The following is a 19,667-nucleotide window of genomic DNA, read 5'->3' on the forward strand; positions in this document are numbered from 1 at the left end:
GGCGCAATATTGGCTTTGCGCGTGCGGCCTGCTCTATAGTCTGCCGCATCGCCCGAACCGGACAACATGCACATGGCAGAGTACTCGGCCCTTTCGCTGCTCGCGAACGCGCTCAAGGGAAACAAGGACTGGAAACCGGCCTGGCGCAAGCCGGACCCGAAGGCGTCCTATGATGTCATCATCGTCGGCGGCGGCGGCCACGGGCTGGCGACCGCCTACTACCTTGCCAAGGAGCACGGCATCACCAATGTCGCGGTGCTGGAAAAGGGCTGGCTCGGCTCCGGCAATGTCGGCCGCAACACGACGGCCGTGCGCTCGAACTACCTGCTGCCGGCCAACACCCGTTTCTACGAACACTCGATGAAACTGTGGGAGACCCTCTCGCACGAGCTCAACTACAACGTCATGTTCTCGCAGCGCGGCTGCCTGAACCTGGCGCACACGCCGGCCCAGTTTGACGACTACGCACGGCGCGGCAACGCCATGCGCCATCTCGGCGTCGATGCGGAGCTGATGACGCCGACCGAGATCAAGCGCCTAATCCCGGCGCTCGACATCTCCGGCGATGCGCGCTTCCCCGTGGTTGGCGGCCTGATGCAACGGCGCGCCGGCACCGCCCGCCACGATGCCGTCGCCTGGGGCTACGCGCGCGGCGCCGACCGGCGCGGTGTCGACATCATCGAGAATTGCGAGGTCACCGGCTTCCTGCGCGACGGCGACCGCGTCACCGGCGTCGCCACCTCGCGCGGCGACATCCGCGCCAAGAAGGTGGCGGTCGCGGTGGCCGGCAGCACGGGCCGGGTCATGCAACTGGCCGGCGTCGAGACGATGCCGATCGAAAGCCATGTGCTGCAGGCCTTCGTCACGGAATCGCTAAAACCCTTCATCGACACCGTCGTGACCTTCGGCATGGGGCATTTCTACATGTCGCAGTCGGACAAGGGCGGCCTTGTCTATGGCGGCGACATCGACGGCTACAACAGTTACGCCCAGCGCGGCAACCTGCCCGTCGTCGACGAGGTGATGAGCGAGATGCTGGCGCTGTTCCCGGGACTTGCCCGCGTGCGCATGCTGCGCTCCTGGGGCGGCGTCTGCGACATGTCGATGGACGGCTCGCCGATCATCACCACCGGCCCCCTGCCCGGCATGTATCTCAACTGCGGCTGGTGCTATGGCGGCTTCAAGGCGACGCCGGCCTCTGGCTGGACCTTTGCCTGGACCATCGCCAAGGATGAGCCGCACGACTTCAACGCGCCGTTCACGCTCGACCGTTTCCACCGCGGCCTCGTCATCGACGACAAGGGCCAGGGTGCGAACCCCAGGCTGCATTAGGTAGAATTGAATGTTGATCACCTGCCCCTATTGCGGCCCGCGCGACGTCATCGAATTCACCTACCAGGGTGATGGCAACCGCGAGCGCCCCGATCCCGCCTCGCAGAATTTCGAGGCGTGGAACGCCTATGTCTACGACCGGCTGAACCCGGCAGGCGATCACCATGAGATCTGGCAGCATTCCGGCGGTTGCCGCGCGCATCTGCGCGTCGTGCGCAACACGCTGACGCATGAGATTTCGAGTGTCGCCTTCGTGCGCGGCGACCACGGTTCGGCCGCCCGCCGCAAGGCGGAGGACAAGGCATGAGCCCGCGCCGCACCGACACTGGCGGCCGCATCGACCGGCTGAAGACCATCCGTTTCACCTTCGACGGCGTTGCCTATACGGGCCATGCCGGCGACACGCTGGCGTCGGCGCTGCTGGCCAAGGGCGTCACGCTTTTCGGGCGCTCGTTCAAGTATCACCGGCCGCGCGGCCTGCTGACCGCTGGCGTCGAGGAGCCCAATGCGCTGGTGACGGTGCTGAAGGGCGAGGTGCGCGAGCCCAACATCCCGGCCACCACGGTCGAGATCCATGACGGCCTGGTCGCGGTCAGCCAGAACCGCTTCCCCTCGCTTGCCTGGGACATCAACGCCGTCAACCAGCTCGGCGGCAAGATCCTGTCGGCCGGCTTCTACTACAAGACCTTCATGGGACCCGTGGTCGGCCCGCTCAAGGGCACGCGCTTCTGGATGTTCTGCGAGCACTTCATCCGCCGTGCCGCTGGCCTCGGCAGCGCCGGATCGGCGAAGGACCCGGCCCGCTACGAACGCATGAACGCCTTTTGCGACGTGCTGGTGGTCGGCTCCGGCCCTGCCGGCCTGATGGCCGCCAAGGCAGCCGCCGATCAGGGCGCCCGTGTCATGCTGGCCGATCTCGAACCGCGTTTCGGCGGTTCGGCCAACTGGTCCGATGAAATCATCGATGGCGCGCCCGCCGCCGATTGGGCGCGGCGCACCGTCGCCCAGCTCGCAGGCCGCGACAATGTCCGGCTTCTACCGCGCACCACCGTCTGGGGTTACTACGACAACAACACGCTTGCCGCGCTCGAACGGGTCAGCGACCACAAGGAGCAGCCCGCCAAGGGCGAGCCGCGGCATCGCTACTGGGCGATCCGCGCCAGGTCCGTCGTGCTGGCCACGGGTTCCTTCGAACGGCCGCTTGTCTTCCCTGGCAATGACAGGCCAGGCGTCATGCTGGCGCATGCGGCCGAGCGCTATGCCAATGAGTTCGGCGTGCTGCCGGGCGAACGGGTCGCCCTGTTCACCAACAATGACAGCGCCTACCGCGCGGCGGTTGCCTTGAAGAAGGCGGGCGCCGCGATCATCGCCATCGCCGACGTCAGGTCCGAGCTTTCGGCCGAGATGCGCAAGCTCGCCGCGGAAGCCGAGGCCGAGCTGTTGACGGGCCATGCCGTCGTCGCCACCGAAGGCGGCAAGGCGCTCTCGGGCATCAAGGTTCAGCGTTTCGACATGGTCACGGGCACGCTGAGCGACGATGCGCGCTCGATCCACGCCGACTGCCTGCTGATGTCGGGCGGCTGGTCGCCGACCATCCATCTCGCCAGCCAGGCCGGCGCCAGGGCGGAATGGAACGCAGCACGGCAGGCCTTCCTGCCGCCGAAGCCCACACAGAAGGGGCCGACACAACAATGGCCAACACAGCAATGGATTGGTGCCGGCGCCTTTACCGGCAGTTTTTCGACGGCCGAAGCCATCGCCGAAGGCCGCGCTGCCGGGCTCACGGCGGCCGGTGGAACAGCCACGCCGCCGGCGCTGCCCACTGTTGAGGCCGCACCTGGCGATCCCGATCCGGCGCCGGTTTTCGAGATCAGGGCCAAGGGCAAGAGCTTCGTCGATTTCCAACACGACGTGACGGCGGAGGATGTGCGGCTGGCGCATCGCGAAGGCTTCGTCTCGGTCGAGCACCTCAAGCGCTACACCACGCTTGGCATGGCGACCGACCAGGGCAAGAGCTCCAACGTCCCCGGGCTCGCCATTATGGCCGAGGCGCTCGGCAAGCCGATCCCGGAAGTCGGCACGACACGCTTTCGGCCGCCCTTCGCGCCGGTGTCGATCGGCTCGCTGGCGGCCGAGCGTTTCGGCGACCTGAAGCCCGAACGGCTGACGCCGATGCATGACTGGCACCTCGCCAACGGCGCGACCATGTATTCCGCCGGCCTCTGGTACCGGCCGATGATCTACGGCCATGCCGGCGAGACGGTCGAGCAGGCCTATGTACGCGAAGCCAAGGCGACGCGCGAAAGCGCCGGCATCGTCGATGTCTCGACGCTGGGCAAGATCGCCGTGCAAGGTCCCGACGCAGCCGCTTTCCTCGACCGCGTCTATACCAACATGTTTTCGACGCTCGCCGTCGGTAAGGCGCGCTACGGGCTGATGCTGCGCGAGGACGGCTTTGCCTTCGACGACGGCACCACCTGGCGGCTTGGCGAGCAGGATTTCCTGATGACCACCACCACGGCCAATGCCGGCAAGGTGATGCAGCATCTGGAATATTTCCTCGACGTGGTCTGGCCGGAGCTGAAAGTGCACGTCACCTCGGTGACCGATGAATGGGCGGGCGCCGCGATCGGCGGGCCGAAGGCGAGGCAGATCCTTGGTGCTTGCGTCACCGGCACCGCTGTCGACAATGCGACGCTGCCCTTCATGGGCATCGTGCGTGGCGAGATCGCCGGCGTCCCGGTGATGATCTGCCGGCTGTCCTTCTCCGGCGAAATGGCCTTCGAGGTCTATTGCGGCGCCGGCCATGGCACGCATGTCTGGGAAGCGCTGATCGAGGCCGGCAAGCCGTTCGAGCTAGTCACCTACGGGCTCGAGGCGCTCGGCACGATGCGCATCGAAAAGGGCCATGTCACCGGCGCCGAGATCGACGGCCGCACCACGGCGCGCGATCTGCATCTAGACTGGATGCTATCGAAGAAGAAGCCCTTCATCGGCTCGGCCATGATGGACCGCGAAGGCCTGATCGCGGCCGACCGGCTGGAACTGGTCGGCCTGATCGCGCTGGACAACCGGCCGCTCAACGGCGGTGCGCACATCGTCGAGGAGGTTGACGAAGCCAATCCGCACGGCTCGATCGGCCACATCACCGCCTGCTGCTACTCACCGGCGCTCGGCAAGCATATCGCGCTGGCGCTGGTCAAGGGCGGCAAGGCAAGGCACGGCACGCGTGCCTACGTCTCCGATCCGCTGCGCAACCGCTTCGGGCCGGTCGAGATCGTCTCCAACCATTTCTACGATCCGGAAGGGACCCGCATGCATGGTTGAGCGCCAATCTCCCCTTGAGCCGGAGTTTCACACCGGCTCGCACGGCAATTTCGAGCACGGCGTCGAGATCCTCCTGACCGAGACAAGGCCGGGCTCGATCGTGCAGCTCGCGGCATGGCCAGGCGAGGAGAAGAAGCTGATCGCTGCCATCCGCACAGTCACCGGCCTTGCATTGCCCGACGGTGCCGGCGGCGGCTTGAGCGACGGCGTGAAGTCGGTGTTCGGCTTCGCGCCGGGAAAGTTCACCGTGGTCGACGAGGCCGAAGGACTGGCCGCCGCCTTGGTCAACGCGGTGACGCCGGCCATCGGCACGGTGACGGACCTGTCGCATGGCCGCACCGCGATCCGCATCGCCGGGCCGAAGGCCGAATGGGTGCTGGCGAAATTCTTCGCCATCGACTTCGCGCTGCCGGCTTTTCCCATAGGCGCCGGCCGCTCGACCGCACATCACGATGTCTTCGCCCAGATCCAGCGCACCGGCGCCGACGAGTTCGACATCTACGTCTTTCGCTCGTTCGCCCGCTCGTTCTGGAAGGCGCTCTGCCATGCCAGCGAGGAAGTCGGCTACGAGGTGCAGTAGAGCAATTGCTTCTGGCATCAACACCAGCCGGTTCTGCAGCTAGAGAATCCTGCCGCGTGCGTCCATGGTGGAAAAAATGGCCGCCCAACCGGTCCGAGGGGCATAAATCCCGTCTTTAAGAGTCGGCGCATTCGTTTGGTTCGAACATCCCCATGACCGCAGAACTATCCGCCGGCGCCACGGATCGCGCCGATGTGTCGGCGCGAGCCTTGCTCCTGCTGCCGCTGACGGTCGCCTGCGGCGTTTTCATGACCAGCCTCGACCAGAATGTCGTCGTGACGGCACTGCCCGGCATCGGCGAAAGCCTCGGTCATCCGCCGAGCCAACTCGGCCTGCTGATCACCGTCTATGTCGCCAGCCTGATCATCTCCATGCCGCTCGGCGGCTGGGCCGCCGACCGCTTCGGCCTGCGCAACGTCTACTGCTTTGCCTTGCTGGTGTTCGCTAGCTCGTCGGCGCTCTGCGGCCTGGCCGATGATATCTGGACACTGGTCGGCGCCCGCGCGCTGCAAGGCTTCGGCGGTGCGCTGATGGGCACGCTCGGCCAGGTCGTCATCCTGTCGAGCTTTCCGCGCAGCCGCACGCTCAAGATCAACATGTACATCTCGCTGGCCAGCCAGTCCGGGCCATTGGTCGGCCCACTCGTCGGCGGCGCGCTGACCACCTACATTTCCTGGCGCTGGATTTTCTTCATCAATGTGCCGTTCGCGCTGGCGGCGGCAATCCTTGCCGCCTCGCTGTTCCCGACGGTGACCAAGCCCGTTCGCACGCGGTTCGATTTTCCCGGCTTTCTGCTGGTCGGCAGCGGCATGATCCTGCTTGTCTTCGGCATGGACTCGCTTGCCGCCAAGGATGCCGCCGGCGGCATGATTGCCGGCGAACTGGCGCTGGCGGTCATCATCCTGTCGATCGCCTCGCTCTACTGCCTGCGCGTGCCCAATCCCCTGCTCGACCTCAAGCTGCTGCGCATCCGCACCTTCCGCATCTCGTTTCTCACCGGCGGCGGCCTGGACACGATCGGCCTCAGTTCCGTCGCCTTCCTGCTGCCGCTGATGTTCCAGCTCGGCTTCGGCATGAGCGCGGTGCAGGCGGGATCGCTGACCTTCGTTGCCGCGCTCGGCTCGGTGGTCATGCGTTTCTTCATGCCGCGCGTCCTCAACCGCTTCGGCTTCCGCCGCGTGCTGGTCGTCAACACGCCGATCGTCGCCGCGATGGTTGCGGGCTTCGCCCTGATGCAGGCGGCGACGTCGGTCTGGATCGTGCTTGGCTACATCTTCGTTTTCGGCGTCTTCCGCTCGGTGCAATGGGCCTCGACCGGAAACCTCGCCTATTCCGACATCGCTCCCGACCAACTCGCCCGCTTCAGCGCGCTCTATTACATCCTCTGGCAACTGGCAGTGGCGATCAGCGTCGGCCTTGCGGCGGCCATGCTGTCGTTCCTGGCCGGCGGCGGGCCTGCCGTGATCGGCGATTTCCGGATTCTGTTCGCGATCGAGGGCGTCATCACGCTCTGCGCACTATCAGCCTATCTCAAGCTGACGCCACAGGACGGCGCCCATGTCAGCGGTCATGGCGCGCAGATGAATACGGAATAGTGCCGCAGCCCGTCGCGGCCGGCTATTCGCTGAACGTAACCCATTCCTCGAGCGGCACGCGGTCGGTGCGGAAGGCGTTTTCGGGCTTGGAAATGTCCTCATAGCCCAGCGCCATGCCGCAGACGACGATTTCCTCGTCGGGAATGTTGAGCACCGGCCGGATCTGCCGGTGATAGGGCGCGAAGGCCGCTTGCGGGCACGTGTGCAGGCCCCTGCCCCGCGCCGCGACCATGATGTTCTGCAGGAACATGCCGTAATCGATCCACGAGCCCTGGTTGAGCCGGCGGTCGATGGTGAAGATCATGCCGACCGGCGCGTCGAAGAAGACGAAGTTGCGGTCGTGCTGGGCACGCATCTTGTCGACCTCGCGGCGACCGATACCGAGCGCGCCATAGAGGCCGAACCCGTTGGCGCGTCGGCGGGTGAGATACGGTTCGAAGAACTGCGTGGGATAGTAGCGGTACTCGTCCCATTCGGCCTTCTCGGCGCGGATGCCGGAATTCAGGATGGCATCCGATATCTGTTGCTTGGTCTCGCCCTTGGTGACGTAGACCCGCCATGGCTGCATGTTGGTACCGGATGGGGCGCGTGCCGCAACCGTCAGAATGTCCCGGATCGTCTCGTCGTCGATCATGTCGGGCAAAAATGCGCGCACCGAACGGCGCGATAGGATCGCGTCGTCGACGATCTCGGCCTCAACCGCGATTCGAGCCTTCTTTTCCAGCATGGGCCGTCCCTTAGCTATCGCGATCGGACGTCCCCACTCGCCGCTCGCGGCGGAGCCTTTGCATGAACGGTCAAAGTCCTGCAAGCAAATCTTGAGCATTGGTGAAAATCTACTTGATTTTTTCATGAGCTTGATTTCTCATGAAATTCGGATGGGAATTTTCATGAAGAGTGTTTTGCCCCCGACGACCGCACGAACACTGCAGGGGTCCGACGAACGCGTGCTGGCCAGCGACATCAGAGCCTTGCGCCGCGTTCGCGGGCTGACGCTGGCCGAGATCGCGCTGAAACTCGGCCGTTCGGTTGGCTGGGTCAGCCAGATCGAACGTGGCCTCTCGACGCCATCGGTCGGCGACCTCAGGGCTTTCGCCGAATTGTTCGGCGTGCCGATCAGCCTGTTCTTCAGCCATGAGGTGCCTGTCGAGAGCGAGCGCGGCGTGGTGGTGCGTGCCGGCAGGCGCCGCTCGCTTGGCACCAGCGAATCCGGCTTGGTGGAAGAACTCCTGTCGCCCGATCTCAGTGGTAGTTTTGAAATGGTGCGCTCGATCTTCGCGGCGGGCGCGGAGATGAAGACCGAGCAGCTGCGGCCGACCGAGGAGGCAGGCTATATCGCCTCGGGCATTTTCGAGATCGAGATAGCGGGTGTCTGGCATCGGCTCGGCGAAGGCGATTCCTTCCGCTTCGAAGGCAAGCCCTATCGCTGGCGCAATCCAGGCACCGAGCCGGCGGTTGTCATCTGGGTGGTTTCGCCACCGGTCTATTAAGTTTCAAGTTGGGAGAAGAACATGGCGGGTTTGCCGAGCACGGCGCGCGTGGTGATCATCGGAGGTGGCGTGGTCGGCACTTCCGCGCTCTATCATCTCGCGAAGGCTGGCTGGACCGACTGCGTGCTCGTGGAGAAGAACGAGCTGACCTCCGGTTCGACATGGCACGCGGCCGGCAATGTGCCGACGTTCTCCTCGTCCTGGTCGCTGATGAACATGCAGCGCTATTCGACCGAGCTTTACCGGGGCCTGGCAGACGCGGTCGACTATCCCATGAACTATCACGTCACCGGCTCGCTGCGGCTCGCCCATTCGAAGGAGCGTATGCAGGAGTTCCAGCGCGCCAAGGGCATGGGCCGCTACCAAGGCATGGACATCGACGTGGTCGGCGTCGACGAGATCAAGCGCCGCTATCCCTTTATCGAAACGCATGACCTGGAAGGCGCGCTCTACGACCCCAGCGACGGCGACATCGACCCGGCGCAGTTGACCCAGGCGCTGGCCAAGGGCGCGCGCGACATGGGTGCCAAGATCATCCGTTTCTGCCCCGTCACCGGCGTCCGCCGTGAGAACGACGAATGGGTGGTCGCCACGGCGCAAGGCGATATCCGTTGCGAAATCGTCGTCAATGCCGCCGGTTACCGCGCCGCCGAAGTGGGCCGGATGTTCGGGCGCGAGGTGCCGATGATGGTGATGAGCCACCAATACATCCTGTTCGAGGAAATCCCCGAACTCGCCGCATGGTCCAAGGAACAGGGCAAGAAGCTGCCGCTGCTGCGCGATGTCGACACGTCCTACTATCTGCGCCAGGAAAAGGCCGGCATGAATCTCGGCCCCTATGAGCGCAATTGCCGCGCGCATTGGGCTGATCATAATGATCCGATGCCGGACGATTTCTCCTTCCAGCTTTTCCCCGACGATCTCGACCGGCTGGAACATTATCTGGCCGATGCCGTCGCCCGCGTGCCGATCCTGGGCACCGCCGGCCTGTCCAAGGTCATCAACGGACCGATCCCCTACGCGCCGGACGGCAATCCGCTGATCGGCCCGATGCCAGGCGTTCCCAATGCCTTCGAAGCCTGCGTCTTCACCTTCGGCATTGCCCAGGGCGGCGGCGCCGGCAAGGTGCTCGCCGAATGGGTCACGCAAGGCCAGACCGAATGGGACATGTGGTCGTGCGACCCGCGCCGCTTCACCTCTTTCGCTTCGGCACCGGACTATTGCGTCGCCAAGGGCATGGAAATCTATGGCAACGAATACGCCATCCAGTTTCCACGCCATGCGTGGCCCGAAGGGCGCGATCGCAAGCTGTCGCCGATCCACGATCGCATCAAGGCGCTGGGTGCCCGCTTCGACGCTTATAATGGCTGGGAGCGCGCCACATGGTACGCGCAGGACGGCGACGACATCTCCGAGGAAGCCACGCTGACCTTCCGCCGCGACGGGCCGTGGCAGCATCGCGTGCGCGAAGAATGTCTCGCCGTGCGCGACGCCGCCGGCATCCTCGACCTGCCTGGGTTCTCGCGCTTCAACCTCGATGGGCCGGGAGCGGCAGAATGGCTCGGTCTGCAGGTCACCGGGCTGGTGCCGAAACCCGGCCGCATCGGCCTCGTCTATTTCGCCGACGACAAGGGCCGCATCGTCACCGAAATGTCGGTGGTGCGCCACGACGAGAACCTGATGACGCTGATCACCGCGGCGGTGGCGCAGTGGCACGATTTCGAATGGCTGAAATCGCGCATGCCGAAAGATGCCACCTTCGAGCTGATCGACCGGACCGAGGAATTCTCCACCCAGATCCTGGCCGGACCCAATTCGCGAAAAATCCTCGCAGAAGTTTGCGACGCCGACCTGACGCTGCCATGGCTGACGCATCAGGAAACCAAAATCGCCGGCCGCTGGGCGAAGCTCGTGCGCGTCTCCTTCGCCGGCGAACTCGGCTGGGAAATCCACACCAGGGTCGACGACACCGCCGCCATCTTCGACGCCCTCTGCGCGGCAGGACAAAACCATGGGCTGAAACCGTTCGGCATGTACGCGCTGGATTCGCTCAGGCTCGAAAAAGGCTACCGCACCTGGAAGGGTGACCTGTCGACCGACTATTCCATCCTGCAGGGCGGGCTTGAGCGTTTCGTCAAATGGGAAAAGCCCGACTTCCGTGGCAAGGCCGCACTGCAGAACGAGAAGCAGCAAGGCGTGAAGAAGCGCTTCGTCACGCTGGTCGTCGAAAGCCCCGGCGATTGCGACGCACCCTACATGTCGACGCTGTGGCACGATGGCCAGATCGTCGGCGAGACCACATCCGGCGGCTGGGGCCATCGCATCGACAAATCGATCGCGCTTGGCATGCTGCGCGCCGATTTGACCGAACCCGGCACCGCCGTCGAAGTCGAAATCTTCGGCGATCGCTTCAAGGCGATCGTACAGAAGGACGAACCCCTGTGGGATCCGAAGAACCAGAGGCTGCGCGCATGAAGAAGGTCATTCTCACCGATGGCGGCATGGGCCAGGAACTGGTGCGGCGCAGCAAGTCCGAGCCGACGCCGCTATGGTCGGCCAGGGTGCTGATCGACGAACCCGACCTCGTGCGCGGCCTGCACGCGGAATTCATCCGCGCCGGCGCGCGCGTCATCACCATCAACACCTATTCGGCGACGCCCGAACGCCTGGCGCGCGAGGGTGCCGAAGACCTGTTCAAGCCGCTGCAGAAGCGCGGCATCGAATTGGCCAGGCAGGCCCGCGATGAAGCCGGCGATGCGACGATCGCCGGCTGCCTGTCACCGCTTTTCGGCAGCTACGCCCCGGCGCTCACCATCTCGTTCGAAGAGACACTCGGCATCTACCGTCGCATCGTCGCCGAACAGGCGGATGGCGTCGATCTGTTCCTGTGCGAAACGATGGCCTCGTCCGAGGAAGCGCGCGCGGCCGTCACCGCGGCATCGGAAAGCGGCAAGCCCGTGTGGGTGTCATGGACGCTTGCCGACCATGGCGCGCCGCGCTTGCGCAGCGGCGAGACGATAGCCGGCGCGTCCAGCGCGCTTGATGGCCTGACCGTCGCAGCGCGGCTGCTCAATTGCTGCCGGCCGGAAGCGATCGCCGCCGCCTTGCCTGAACTGATCGACCTCGGCGGCCCGGTCGGCGCTTATGCCAATGGCTTCACCTCAACCGAAGCGCTGAAGCACGGCGACACGGTGGATGTGCTGCACGCACGCCATGACCTTGGCCCTGATGCCTACGCCGACCAGGCGACCGGCTGGGTCGAAGCCGGTGCTACTATCGTCGGCGGTTGCTGCGAAGTCGGGCCGCCGCATATCGCCGCCCTGCGCGACCGGCTTGAGCAGGCCGGCTATGAGATTTCGGGAGTTCAATAATGCCAAGACCATCATCGCGCATTTCCGGTATCGTACCTTCCGGCAAGGATGGCTGGGAGGTTCATTTCGCCGCCTGGACACGCAAGGAAGCTGGCGAAGACATCATCATGCTGTCGGTCGGCGATCATGATTTCGACACGCCCTCGGAAACGATCGAAGCCTGCGTGACCGCGGTTCGCGGCAGCAATCACCACTATACCCCGCTGCCCGGCCTGCCGGGCCTGCGCAAGGCGATGGCGGCGGCCTCGAGCGCCTGCACGGGCGTGGAGACGGTGCCGGATCAGGTGATCGCCACGCCGGGCGGCCAGGCCGCCCTTTACGCGGCCGTGCAGGCCGTGCTCGACCAGGGCGACCATGCCATCGTCGTGGCGCCCTACTACGCCACCTATCCCAACACGTTCAGCGCCGCCGGCGCCAGTTTCACCGTCGTCGAGACGCCGGCCGAGGATGGCTTCCAGCCCCGCGCCGACATGATCCGCGCGGCGATCAAGTCCAACACGCGCGCCATCCTGATCAACACGCCGAACAACCCGACAGGCGCCGTCTATTCGCGCGAGCGGCTGGAACAGCTTGCCGAGATTTGCCGTGAGCACGACCTCTGGCTGCTGTCGGACGAGGTCTACTGGACGTTGGGCGGCGGCGAGCACGTCTCGCCGCGCTCGCTGCCCGGCATGGCCAAGCGCACGCTGGTCATCAATTCCATGTCCAAGAGCCATGGCATGACCGGCTGGCGCATGGGCTGGCTGACCGGTCCCAGCGAGATGATCACGCTGCTGATCAACCTCAATCTGGTGACGACCTACGGCCTGCCGGCCTTCATCTCGATCGCTTGCGCAGAGGCGCTGGAGAACCGCTATGGCGTAAAGGACATCGCCGAGCGCTACGCGGCGCGCCGCACCGTCTTCATCGAGGCCGTGCGCGGCATGAACGACGTCACCGTGCGCGGTTCAGAGGGCGGCATGTATGTCATGCTCGACATATCCAATGTCGAACCCGACGACGAGAAATTCGCCTGGGCCTTGCTCGACAAGGAGAATGTCGGCGTGATGCCCGGCTCCAGCTTCGGCGAGGCCGCCGCCGGCCACATCCGCATCAGCCTCTGCCAGCCTGAGCCCGTGCTGCGGGAAGCAGCGCTGCGGCTGCGCCGTTTTGCTTCCAGCTATCGCCGCGAGGCCGCATGACGACCATCCCCACCAAGGCCATCAATGCCAAGGCAAGGGCGGTCATCATCGGCGGCGGCGTCTCCGGCTGTTCGGTCGCCTATCACCTTGCCAAGCTCGGCTGGACCGACATCGTGCTGCTCGAGCGCAAGCAGTTGACGTCGGGTACGACATGGCACGCCGCTGGCCTGATCGGCCAGTTGCGCGGCTCGCAGAACATGACGCGGCTGGCGAAATATTCGGCCGACCTCTATGTCAAGCTGGAAGCCGAGACCGAGGTCGGAACCGGCATGCGCCAAGTCGGCTCGATCACCGTGGCGCTGACCGAGGAGCGCAAGCACGAGATCTATCGACAGGCCTCGCTGGCCCGCGCCTTCGATGTCGACGTGCGCGAGATTTCGCCCAGCGAAGTCAAGGAGATGTATCCGCATCTCAACGTGTCCGACGTCGTCGGCGCCGTCCATCTGCCGCTCGACGGCCAGTGCGACCCCGCCAACATTGCCATGGCGCTGGCCAAGGGCGCGCGCCAGCGCGGCGCCACCATCGTCGAGAATGTGAAGGTGACCAAGGTCCACACCAGGGCTGGTCGCGTCACCGGCGTATCCTGGGCGCAAGGTGACGAAACAGGCATGATCGAGGCCGACATCGTCGTCAACTGCGCCGGCATGTGGGCGCGCGAACTGGGCGCCCAGAACGGCGTCACCATCCCGCTGCACGCCTGCGAGCATTTTTACCTTGTCACCGAACCCATCCCCGGTCTCGGCCGCCTGCCGGTGCTGCGCGTGCCGGACGAGTGCGCCTACTACAAGGAAGACGCCGGCAAGATGATGCTCGGCGCCTTCGAGCCAGTGGCCAAGCCCTGGGGCATGGACGGCATCCGCGAGGATTTCTGCTTCGACCAGCTTCCCGAGGACATGGACCATTTCGAACCCATCCTCGAAATGGGCGTCAACCGCATGCCGATGCTGGCCACCGCCGGCATCCACACCTTCTTCAACGGCCCCGAGAGTTTCACTCCCGACGACCGCTATTATCTCGGCGAGGCGCCGGAACTGCGGGGCTATTGGATGGCGACCGGCTACAATTCGATCGGCATCGTCTCTTCCGGTGGCGCCGGCATGGCGCTGGCGCAGTGGATCAACGATGGCGAAGCACCGTTCGACCTGTGGGAAGTCGACATCCGCCGCGCCCAGCCGTTCCAGAAGAACCGCCGCTACCTCAAGGAGCGCGTCTCCGAAACGCTCGGCCTGCTCTACGCCGATCACTTCCCCTATCGGCAGATGGCAACGTCGAGGAATGTCCGGCGCTCGCCGCTGCATGAACACCTGAAGGCGCGCGGCGCCGTGTTCGGCGAGGTCGCAGGCTGGGAACGCGCCAACTGGTTCGCCCGCGAGGGACAGGAGCGCGAATACCGCTATTCCTGGAAGCGGCAGAACTGGTTCGACAACCAGCGCGAGGAACATCTGGCGGTCCGCGACAAGGTCGGCATGTTCGACATGACCTCGTTCGGCAAGATCCGCGTCGAGGGCCGCGACGCTTGCGCTTTCCTGCAAAGGCTCTGCGCCAACGACATGGACGTGGCGTCGGGCAAGATCGTCTACGCCCAGATGCTCAATCGGCGCGGCGGCATCGAGAGCGACCTCACCGTGTCCAGGCTATCGGACACGGCCTACTTCCTCGTCGTGCCGGGCGCCACGCTGCAACGTGATCTCGCCTGGCTGCGACGGCATGTCGGCGAGGAATTCGTCGTCATCACCGATGTGACCGCGGCCGAAAGCGTACTTTGCCTGATGGGTCCGGACGCCCGAAAGCTAATCCAGAAGGTCAGCCCCAACGATTTCTCCAACGAGAACAACCCGTTCGGCACGTTCCAGGAAATCGAGATCGGCATGGGCCTCGCCCGCGCCCACCGCGTCACCTATGTCGGCGAACTCGGCTGGGAGCTTTATGTCTCGACCGATCAGGCCGCCCATGTCTTCGAGGCGATCGACGAGGCCGGTGCCGATGTCGGACTGAAACTCTGCGGCCTGCACACGCTGGATTCCTGCCGCATCGAAAAGGCCTTCCGGCATTTCGGCCACGACATCACCGACGAGGACCATGTGCTGGAGGCCGGCCTCGGCTTCGCCGTCAAAACCGCCAAGGGTGAGTTCATCGGCCGTGATGCGGTGCTGCGCAAGAAGGAGGCCGGGCTCTCACGCCGGCTCGTCCAATTCCGCCTGAAGGACCCGCAGCCGCTGCTCTTCCACAACGAGGCGATCCTGCGCGACGGCAAGATCGTCGGCCCAATCACCTCTGGCAATTACGGCCATCATCTCGGCGGTGCGATCGGGCTCGGCTTTGTGCCCTGCCCCGGCGAGAGCGAGGCCGATGTGCTGGCCTCGTCCTACGAGATCGAGATCGCCGGCGAACGTTTTGCAGCAGAGGCTTCGCTGAAACCGATGTATGATCCCAAGGCCGAGCGAACGAAGATGTAGCGCCCTCTTCCTTCTCCCCGTTCCACGGGGAGAAGGTGGCCCGAAGGGCCGGATGAGGGGCGGCGCCAGCATTCGAAAGTCGCGCTGCCCCTCATCTGCCTGCCGGCATCTTCTCCCCGTGGAACGGGGAGAAGGACGCTAATTTCCTCAAAACCGCTCCAGCTTCGCCCTCACCTTCGCCAGAAACGCCGTCCTCGATTGTGGCGTCGAGGCATCCATCAGATAATGCGCCAGGAAAAATGTCCTGCAGCGCGTCGCGCAGAGCGCCCGCATGCCGCGCAGCAGGGTTTTGCGCCCGGGTTGGCCGACAACGACACTCCACCAGGTCGGCGCCCCGCAGGTGGTGATGACGCCGACCTTGGTTACATGCGTCATCAGCGATTTGATCCGTCCCTTGCCCGCCGGCAGCTTGAAGGCGACATCGGTCGCCCAAACGCGATCGAGCCAGCCCTTCAGCATCGCCGGCAGCCCGTACCACCAGGTCGGATAGACGAAGAGGATCGCCTCGGCCCAGTTGAGCAGCTCGAAATGCGGCTTCAGCGCCGGGTCGCGCGGAGCCTGGTTATTGTAACCACGCCGCTCCTCGCAGCCCATCACCGGGTCGAATTTCTCGGCATAGAGGTCGAGCAGCCGCACCTCCCAGCCTCTTTGCGTCAACACCTCGACAGCGGCATCGCGGATCGCGGCGCAAAAACTCTCCGGCACCGGATGGCAATAGACGACCAGCGCGCGCATCAGAAGGCATCCATGCTGGCCGCGGTCTTGGCCATGAAGGCCTTGCGGCTGTCGTCGGTCGACAGGTTCATCGCGTAATGCGCGAGATAGGTCACCGGCGCGCCGGGTTTCACGGTGGCGCGCAGCATGCGCTTGATCAGCCTGCGCGGCGGATCGCCCATCAGCATGGCGCGAAACCGGCTGCCGCCGTACGTGGTGACGGCCGCGACCTTCTTGATGTTGTGCAATGACGGCTGCACCTTGCCGTCGACCAGCTTGAACGACACGCCGGGCAGGAAGACGCGATCGAAGAAGCCTTTCAGGATCGCGGGGAAGCCGTAGTTCCAGACCGGATAGGAAAGCACCAGCGCATCGGCCCGCAACAGGCGCTCGACATAGGGCGCCGCCGGGTCTTCGGGGCCGCGCCGATTGTGATAATCCAGCCTCTCCTGGTGCGTCAGCCGCGGGTCGAAATCCTCGGCGTAGAGATCACAGTCATCGACCGCATGACCCGCCGCCGTCAGCCGCTCGACGATCATCCGGTGCAGTCCGGCATTGAAGCTGGTCTCGACCGGATGGGCGTAGAGGACGAGGATGTTCACGGTGAAACATCCCCTATGTTAGCGCGAGGCGCCCCCCTCTGCCCTGCCGGGCATCTCCCCCTCAAGGGGGGAGATTGGCAGCTTTTGTGGTGCGACCAAACTGCGGCGTTGATGATTGGCGAAAGCAACGCGGCAGTCTGATCTCCCCCCTTGAGGGGGAGATGGCCGGCAGGCCAGAGGGGGGTACAACGCCATGCGCCGGTCATCGTCTCACCCTGCCTTTTGCAGCCCCTTGAAAAGGAAGGTTCGCCCCGAACGGTAGTCATAATCCGGGTTTTCCCAGGCGATCATCTTGCCGGGATTGAGCAGCCCCTGGGGGTCGGTCTCGCGCTTGAAGGCGAGCTGCACCGCGTCCGTCTGCTTCATGCCGCCCTCTTCCAGCGTGTAGCGGTGCGGGTTGAAGATCGGGCAGCCATTATCCTCATGCAGGCGGATGATCCCGTCGAGCCGCGCCTCGGTGGTGAACTTTACCAACGGCAGGCCGAAACAGGTGATGTTGCCGTCCAGCCGCACGAACTCGAGATGCGAGAACACCTCGCCGGGGAACATCGCGTCCATTTTCTCGACCAGCGCCAGCTGATTTGGAAAGGGATAGAGCGATTGCAGGTAGGTGATCGAAGGGTCAACCCGCAGCGCCCTCAGCGTTGTGTGATTCCAGGCCAGCTCATAGGCCGGCGGCAGACCCTTTTTCTCCTCCGGCGTTGCCGTCGCGGCATTGAAGATCAACTCGCCGCCGGCGCGGCGGGTGAAGGCGAGGAAAGCATCCAGCCCATGCCGCGCCACCATGACGACGCAGATGCTCTGCCCTTCCCGTAGGAATTTCTGGTGCCGCTTGAAATAGAGCTGCGGCACGGGCGCGGCGATCGGCGTGATCAGCTTGGCCAGGATGCCGTCCTGGCAGGCCAGCGCATTGCCATAGCGCGCCGCGTCCATGAACTTGTCGAAGCCGACGATGACATCGACCCACTCATAGGCAGCGGTCAGCGGCATCTCGACTTCCGTGATGATGCCGTTGGTGCCGTAGGCGTGGGTCACCTTGTGCAGATCCTCGCCGGTGAGTTCGAGCGCCTTCGGTTCGGCCTCCATGGTCACCACGCGCAGGCGCAGCACATTGCCGAAATCGCGCAACCCGCCGAAATTGATCGAGCCGACGCCGCCCGAGCCGCCGGCGATGAAGCCGCCGATCGAGGCAGTGTTGTAGGTGGAGGGCGACAGCCGCAGCTCCTGGCCGGAATGCGCCCGCGTCGCTTTGTCGATATCGGCCAGGATCGCACCGGGTCCGGTCACGACACGGCCCGGCGCGATCGACTTGATCTCGTTCATCTCGGCAAGATTGAGCACCACGCCGCCCGACAGCGGCATCGCCTGGCCGTAATTGCCGGTGCCGCTGCCGCGCGGTGTCACCGGTACGCCATGCCGATAACAGGCGGCCAGCAGGCGGACCAGTTCGGCCTCGTTCCTCGGCGTCACGATGAGATCGCCGGTGACATGGTCGAGCTGCCGCTTCAGCACCGGGCTGTACCAGTAGAAATCGCGGCTCTTCTGCTGGACGATGGCCGGATTGTCGTCGACCTTCAGGCCTTCGAGATCGCGTTTGAGCCCCGAGACGTCCATCATTCCACCATCAGTCCGTCGAGTTCGGCATAGTCGGGCAACTGCCGGTCGATCGCGCGCCCGCCGCGCACGACGATGCGATCCGATTCGGGCCGCGACAGCAATTCGGTCCAGCTCCTACCTTTGAACAGGATGAAGTCGGCATCGCCGCCGGCGGCAAGCGTGCCGAACCCGTCGAGCCGCATAACGCTGGCCGGCGTCGCGCTGACGGTTTGCGGCCAGTCCGCGACCGGATGATCGAAATGCAGGATGCGCGTCGCCATGCGGTAGACCTCCAGCATGTCGAGGTCGCCATAGGCATAGAACGGATCGCGCGTGTTGTCGGAGGCGACGGCGACCGGAATGCCCCTCGCCTTCATCTCATGCAGCAGCGTCACGCCGCGCCAGCGCGGCGTGGTCTGATCGGGGCGCCGATCCTGGAGATAGAGATTGCACATCGGCAGCGAGACGACAGCCAGCCCGGCCTTCGCCACCTTGTCCAGCGTGTCCAGCACCTCGAGATCGGGCTGCCGGGCCAGCGAGCAGCAATGGCCGACGAGAATATTGCCTTCGAAGCCGTTCCAGAGTGCCGCCTCGGCGATCTTCTTCAGCGAGACCGCGGCGGCATCGTCCGTCTCGTCGGCATGGAAATCGAGGTCGAGGCCATGCTTGATCGCTTGCGCGAAAACCTGGTCGAGCAGTTCTTCCAGGTCCGGCACCATATAGGTGACGACGCCGAGCACCCCCTTGGCCGCTGCAACCCGTTTCGCCAGCCTGTCGAACCATTTTCTGTCGCGCACGCCCTCGATGCCGAGCAGGCAGGCGCCCTGCAATTCGATGCGGCCACGCCATGTCTCGCGCATCGTCTCGAATACCGGCCAGGAAATCTCCTCCTGCGGCGCGACGCTGTCGATGTGGGTACGCAGCGCCCTTGTGCCATGCGCGTAGGCAGAGCGCAGCGAGAAATCCATCCGGCGCGCCACGTCCTCGGCACTCCAGCGGGCCGTGCGGTCAGCGCCGGTGGCGTTCAGCGCCCCCATGAAGGTGCCGTCGGGATTGGGTTTGCGCGGCCAGATATGGCCTTTGTCGATATGCGTGTGGCAGTCGACGAAACAGGGCAGGACGATGCGGCCGCCGAGATCGACGCCATCGGCGGATCGGTCATGCGCGGTGATGCTGGAAATCTTGCCATCGGCCACAGCGATGTCGGCAAGCGCAAAGCCGTCATCATCGAAGGGCGCGGAAAGGCCTGGCGTCAGTGAGCGATGAAGGCGAACATTGCCGAGATGGGAAGAGCCGAAGGTTGGTATCAAGCGTTGCCCCCCTCTGCCCTGCCGGGCATCTCCCCCTCAAGGGCAGGGGAATCGCACATGAGTACAAACGTACTCTTGTGCGAGGTGTGGAAATCGATTCTGAGGGGACCTCT

At 64.7% G+C, this 19,667-nt stretch carries 15 protein-coding genes; 10 read left to right on the top strand and 5 right to left on the bottom strand.

The window, feature by feature from the left end; translation table 11 throughout:
* Positions 1-72 precede the first annotated feature (72 nt).
* The 5 genes from X741_RS139255 to X741_RS139235 all read left to right on the top strand — a co-directional run bounded on the left by X741_RS139255 (position 73) and on the right by X741_RS139235 (position 6,834).
* Entirely contained in the window at positions 73-1,332 is a 1,260-nt protein-coding gene (locus X741_RS139255; protein WP_023780442.1) for a sarcosine oxidase subunit beta, read from the top strand.
* Positions 1,333-1,342: 10 nt separating this feature from the next.
* The gene (locus X741_RS139250; RefSeq protein WP_023780443.1) at positions 1,343-1,639 is read left to right on the top strand and encodes a sarcosine oxidase subunit delta; all 297 of its coding nucleotides are present in this window, start codon (positions 1,343-1,345) and stop codon (positions 1,637-1,639) included.
* Positions 1,636-4,659, top strand: a complete 3,024-nt coding sequence (locus X741_RS139245; protein WP_023780444.1) for a sarcosine oxidase subunit alpha — start codon at positions 1,636-1,638, stop codon at positions 4,657-4,659. Before X741_RS139250 ends, X741_RS139245 begins: the two co-directional genes overlap by 4 nt.
* Positions 4,652-5,239, top strand: coding sequence for a sarcosine oxidase subunit gamma (locus X741_RS139240; protein ID WP_023780445.1), 588 nt, complete (start codon positions 4,652-4,654; stop codon positions 5,237-5,239). Before X741_RS139245 ends, X741_RS139240 begins: the two co-directional genes overlap by 8 nt.
* 152 nt (positions 5,240-5,391) lie before the next feature.
* A complete protein-coding gene (locus X741_RS139235) occupies positions 5,392-6,834 on the top strand; it encodes an MFS transporter (RefSeq protein ID WP_023780446.1) in 1,443 nt (480 codons plus the stop codon).
* Positions 6,835-6,856: 22 nt separating this feature from the next.
* On the opposite strand, the gene X741_RS139230 is transcribed toward X741_RS139235, so the two are convergent.
* Complete coding sequence (locus tag X741_RS139230) at positions 6,857-7,561, bottom strand: nitroreductase (RefSeq protein ID WP_023780447.1); 705 nt, start codon at positions 7,559-7,561, stop codon at positions 6,857-6,859.
* Positions 7,562-7,724: 163 nt separating this feature from the next.
* Here X741_RS139230 and X741_RS139225 point away from each other — a divergent pair, with 163 nt between their 5' ends.
* From X741_RS139225 to X741_RS139205, 5 genes are read left to right on the top strand one after another with little or no spacing between them, the layout of a single operon-like run.
* Positions 7,725-8,324, top strand: a complete 600-nt coding sequence (locus X741_RS139225; protein ID WP_198024011.1) for an XRE family transcriptional regulator — start codon at positions 7,725-7,727, stop codon at positions 8,322-8,324.
* A gap of 21 nt (positions 8,325-8,345) precedes the next feature.
* Positions 8,346-10,799 (top strand): FAD-dependent oxidoreductase, encoded by a 2,454-nt coding sequence (locus X741_RS139220; protein WP_023780449.1) that lies wholly within the window; start codon positions 8,346-8,348, stop codon positions 10,797-10,799.
* Positions 10,796-11,695, top strand: a complete 900-nt coding sequence (locus X741_RS139215) for a homocysteine S-methyltransferase family protein (RefSeq protein WP_023780450.1) — start codon at positions 10,796-10,798, stop codon at positions 11,693-11,695. Before X741_RS139220 ends, X741_RS139215 begins: the two co-directional genes overlap by 4 nt.
* Positions 11,695-12,876: a pyridoxal phosphate-dependent aminotransferase gene (locus X741_RS139210; protein ID WP_023780451.1), complete on the top strand. Its 1,182-nt coding sequence runs from the start codon at positions 11,695-11,697 to the stop codon at positions 12,874-12,876. Before X741_RS139215 ends, X741_RS139210 begins: the two co-directional genes overlap by 1 nt.
* On the top strand, positions 12,873-15,332 hold the full coding sequence (locus X741_RS139205) for an FAD-dependent oxidoreductase (RefSeq protein ID WP_023780452.1): 2,460 nt from the start codon (positions 12,873-12,875) through the stop codon (positions 15,330-15,332). The genes X741_RS139210 and X741_RS139205 overlap by 4 nt, the downstream gene beginning before the upstream one ends.
* A 147-nt stretch (positions 15,333-15,479) precedes the next feature.
* Here the strand turns inward: X741_RS139205 and X741_RS139200 are convergent, their stop codons facing one another.
* The 4 genes from X741_RS139200 to X741_RS139185 all read right to left on the bottom strand — a co-directional run bounded on the left by X741_RS139200 (position 15,480) and on the right by X741_RS139185 (position 19,554).
* Positions 15,480-16,067, bottom strand: coding sequence for an NAD(P)H-dependent oxidoreductase (locus X741_RS139200; RefSeq protein WP_023763358.1), 588 nt, complete (start codon positions 16,065-16,067; stop codon positions 15,480-15,482).
* Positions 16,067-16,648: an NAD(P)H-dependent oxidoreductase gene (locus tag X741_RS139195; RefSeq protein WP_023780453.1), complete on the bottom strand. Its 582-nt coding sequence runs from the start codon at positions 16,646-16,648 to the stop codon at positions 16,067-16,069. Before X741_RS139195 ends, X741_RS139200 begins: the two co-directional genes overlap by 1 nt.
* A 210-nt stretch (positions 16,649-16,858) precedes the next feature.
* On the bottom strand, positions 16,859-18,262 hold the full coding sequence (locus X741_RS139190; protein ID WP_031250604.1) for an FAD-binding oxidoreductase: 1,404 nt from the start codon (positions 18,260-18,262) through the stop codon (positions 16,859-16,861).
* A complete protein-coding gene (locus X741_RS139185; protein ID WP_023780455.1) occupies positions 18,262-19,554 on the bottom strand; it encodes a cytosine deaminase in 1,293 nt (430 codons plus the stop codon). Before X741_RS139185 ends, X741_RS139190 begins: the two co-directional genes overlap by 1 nt.
* Between the last annotated feature and the right edge of the window lie 113 nt (positions 19,555-19,667).

It is taken from the genome of Mesorhizobium sp. LNHC221B00 (assembly GCF_000502935.1).
Taxonomy (GTDB): Bacteria; Pseudomonadota; Alphaproteobacteria; order Rhizobiales; family Rhizobiaceae; genus Mesorhizobium; species Mesorhizobium opportunistum.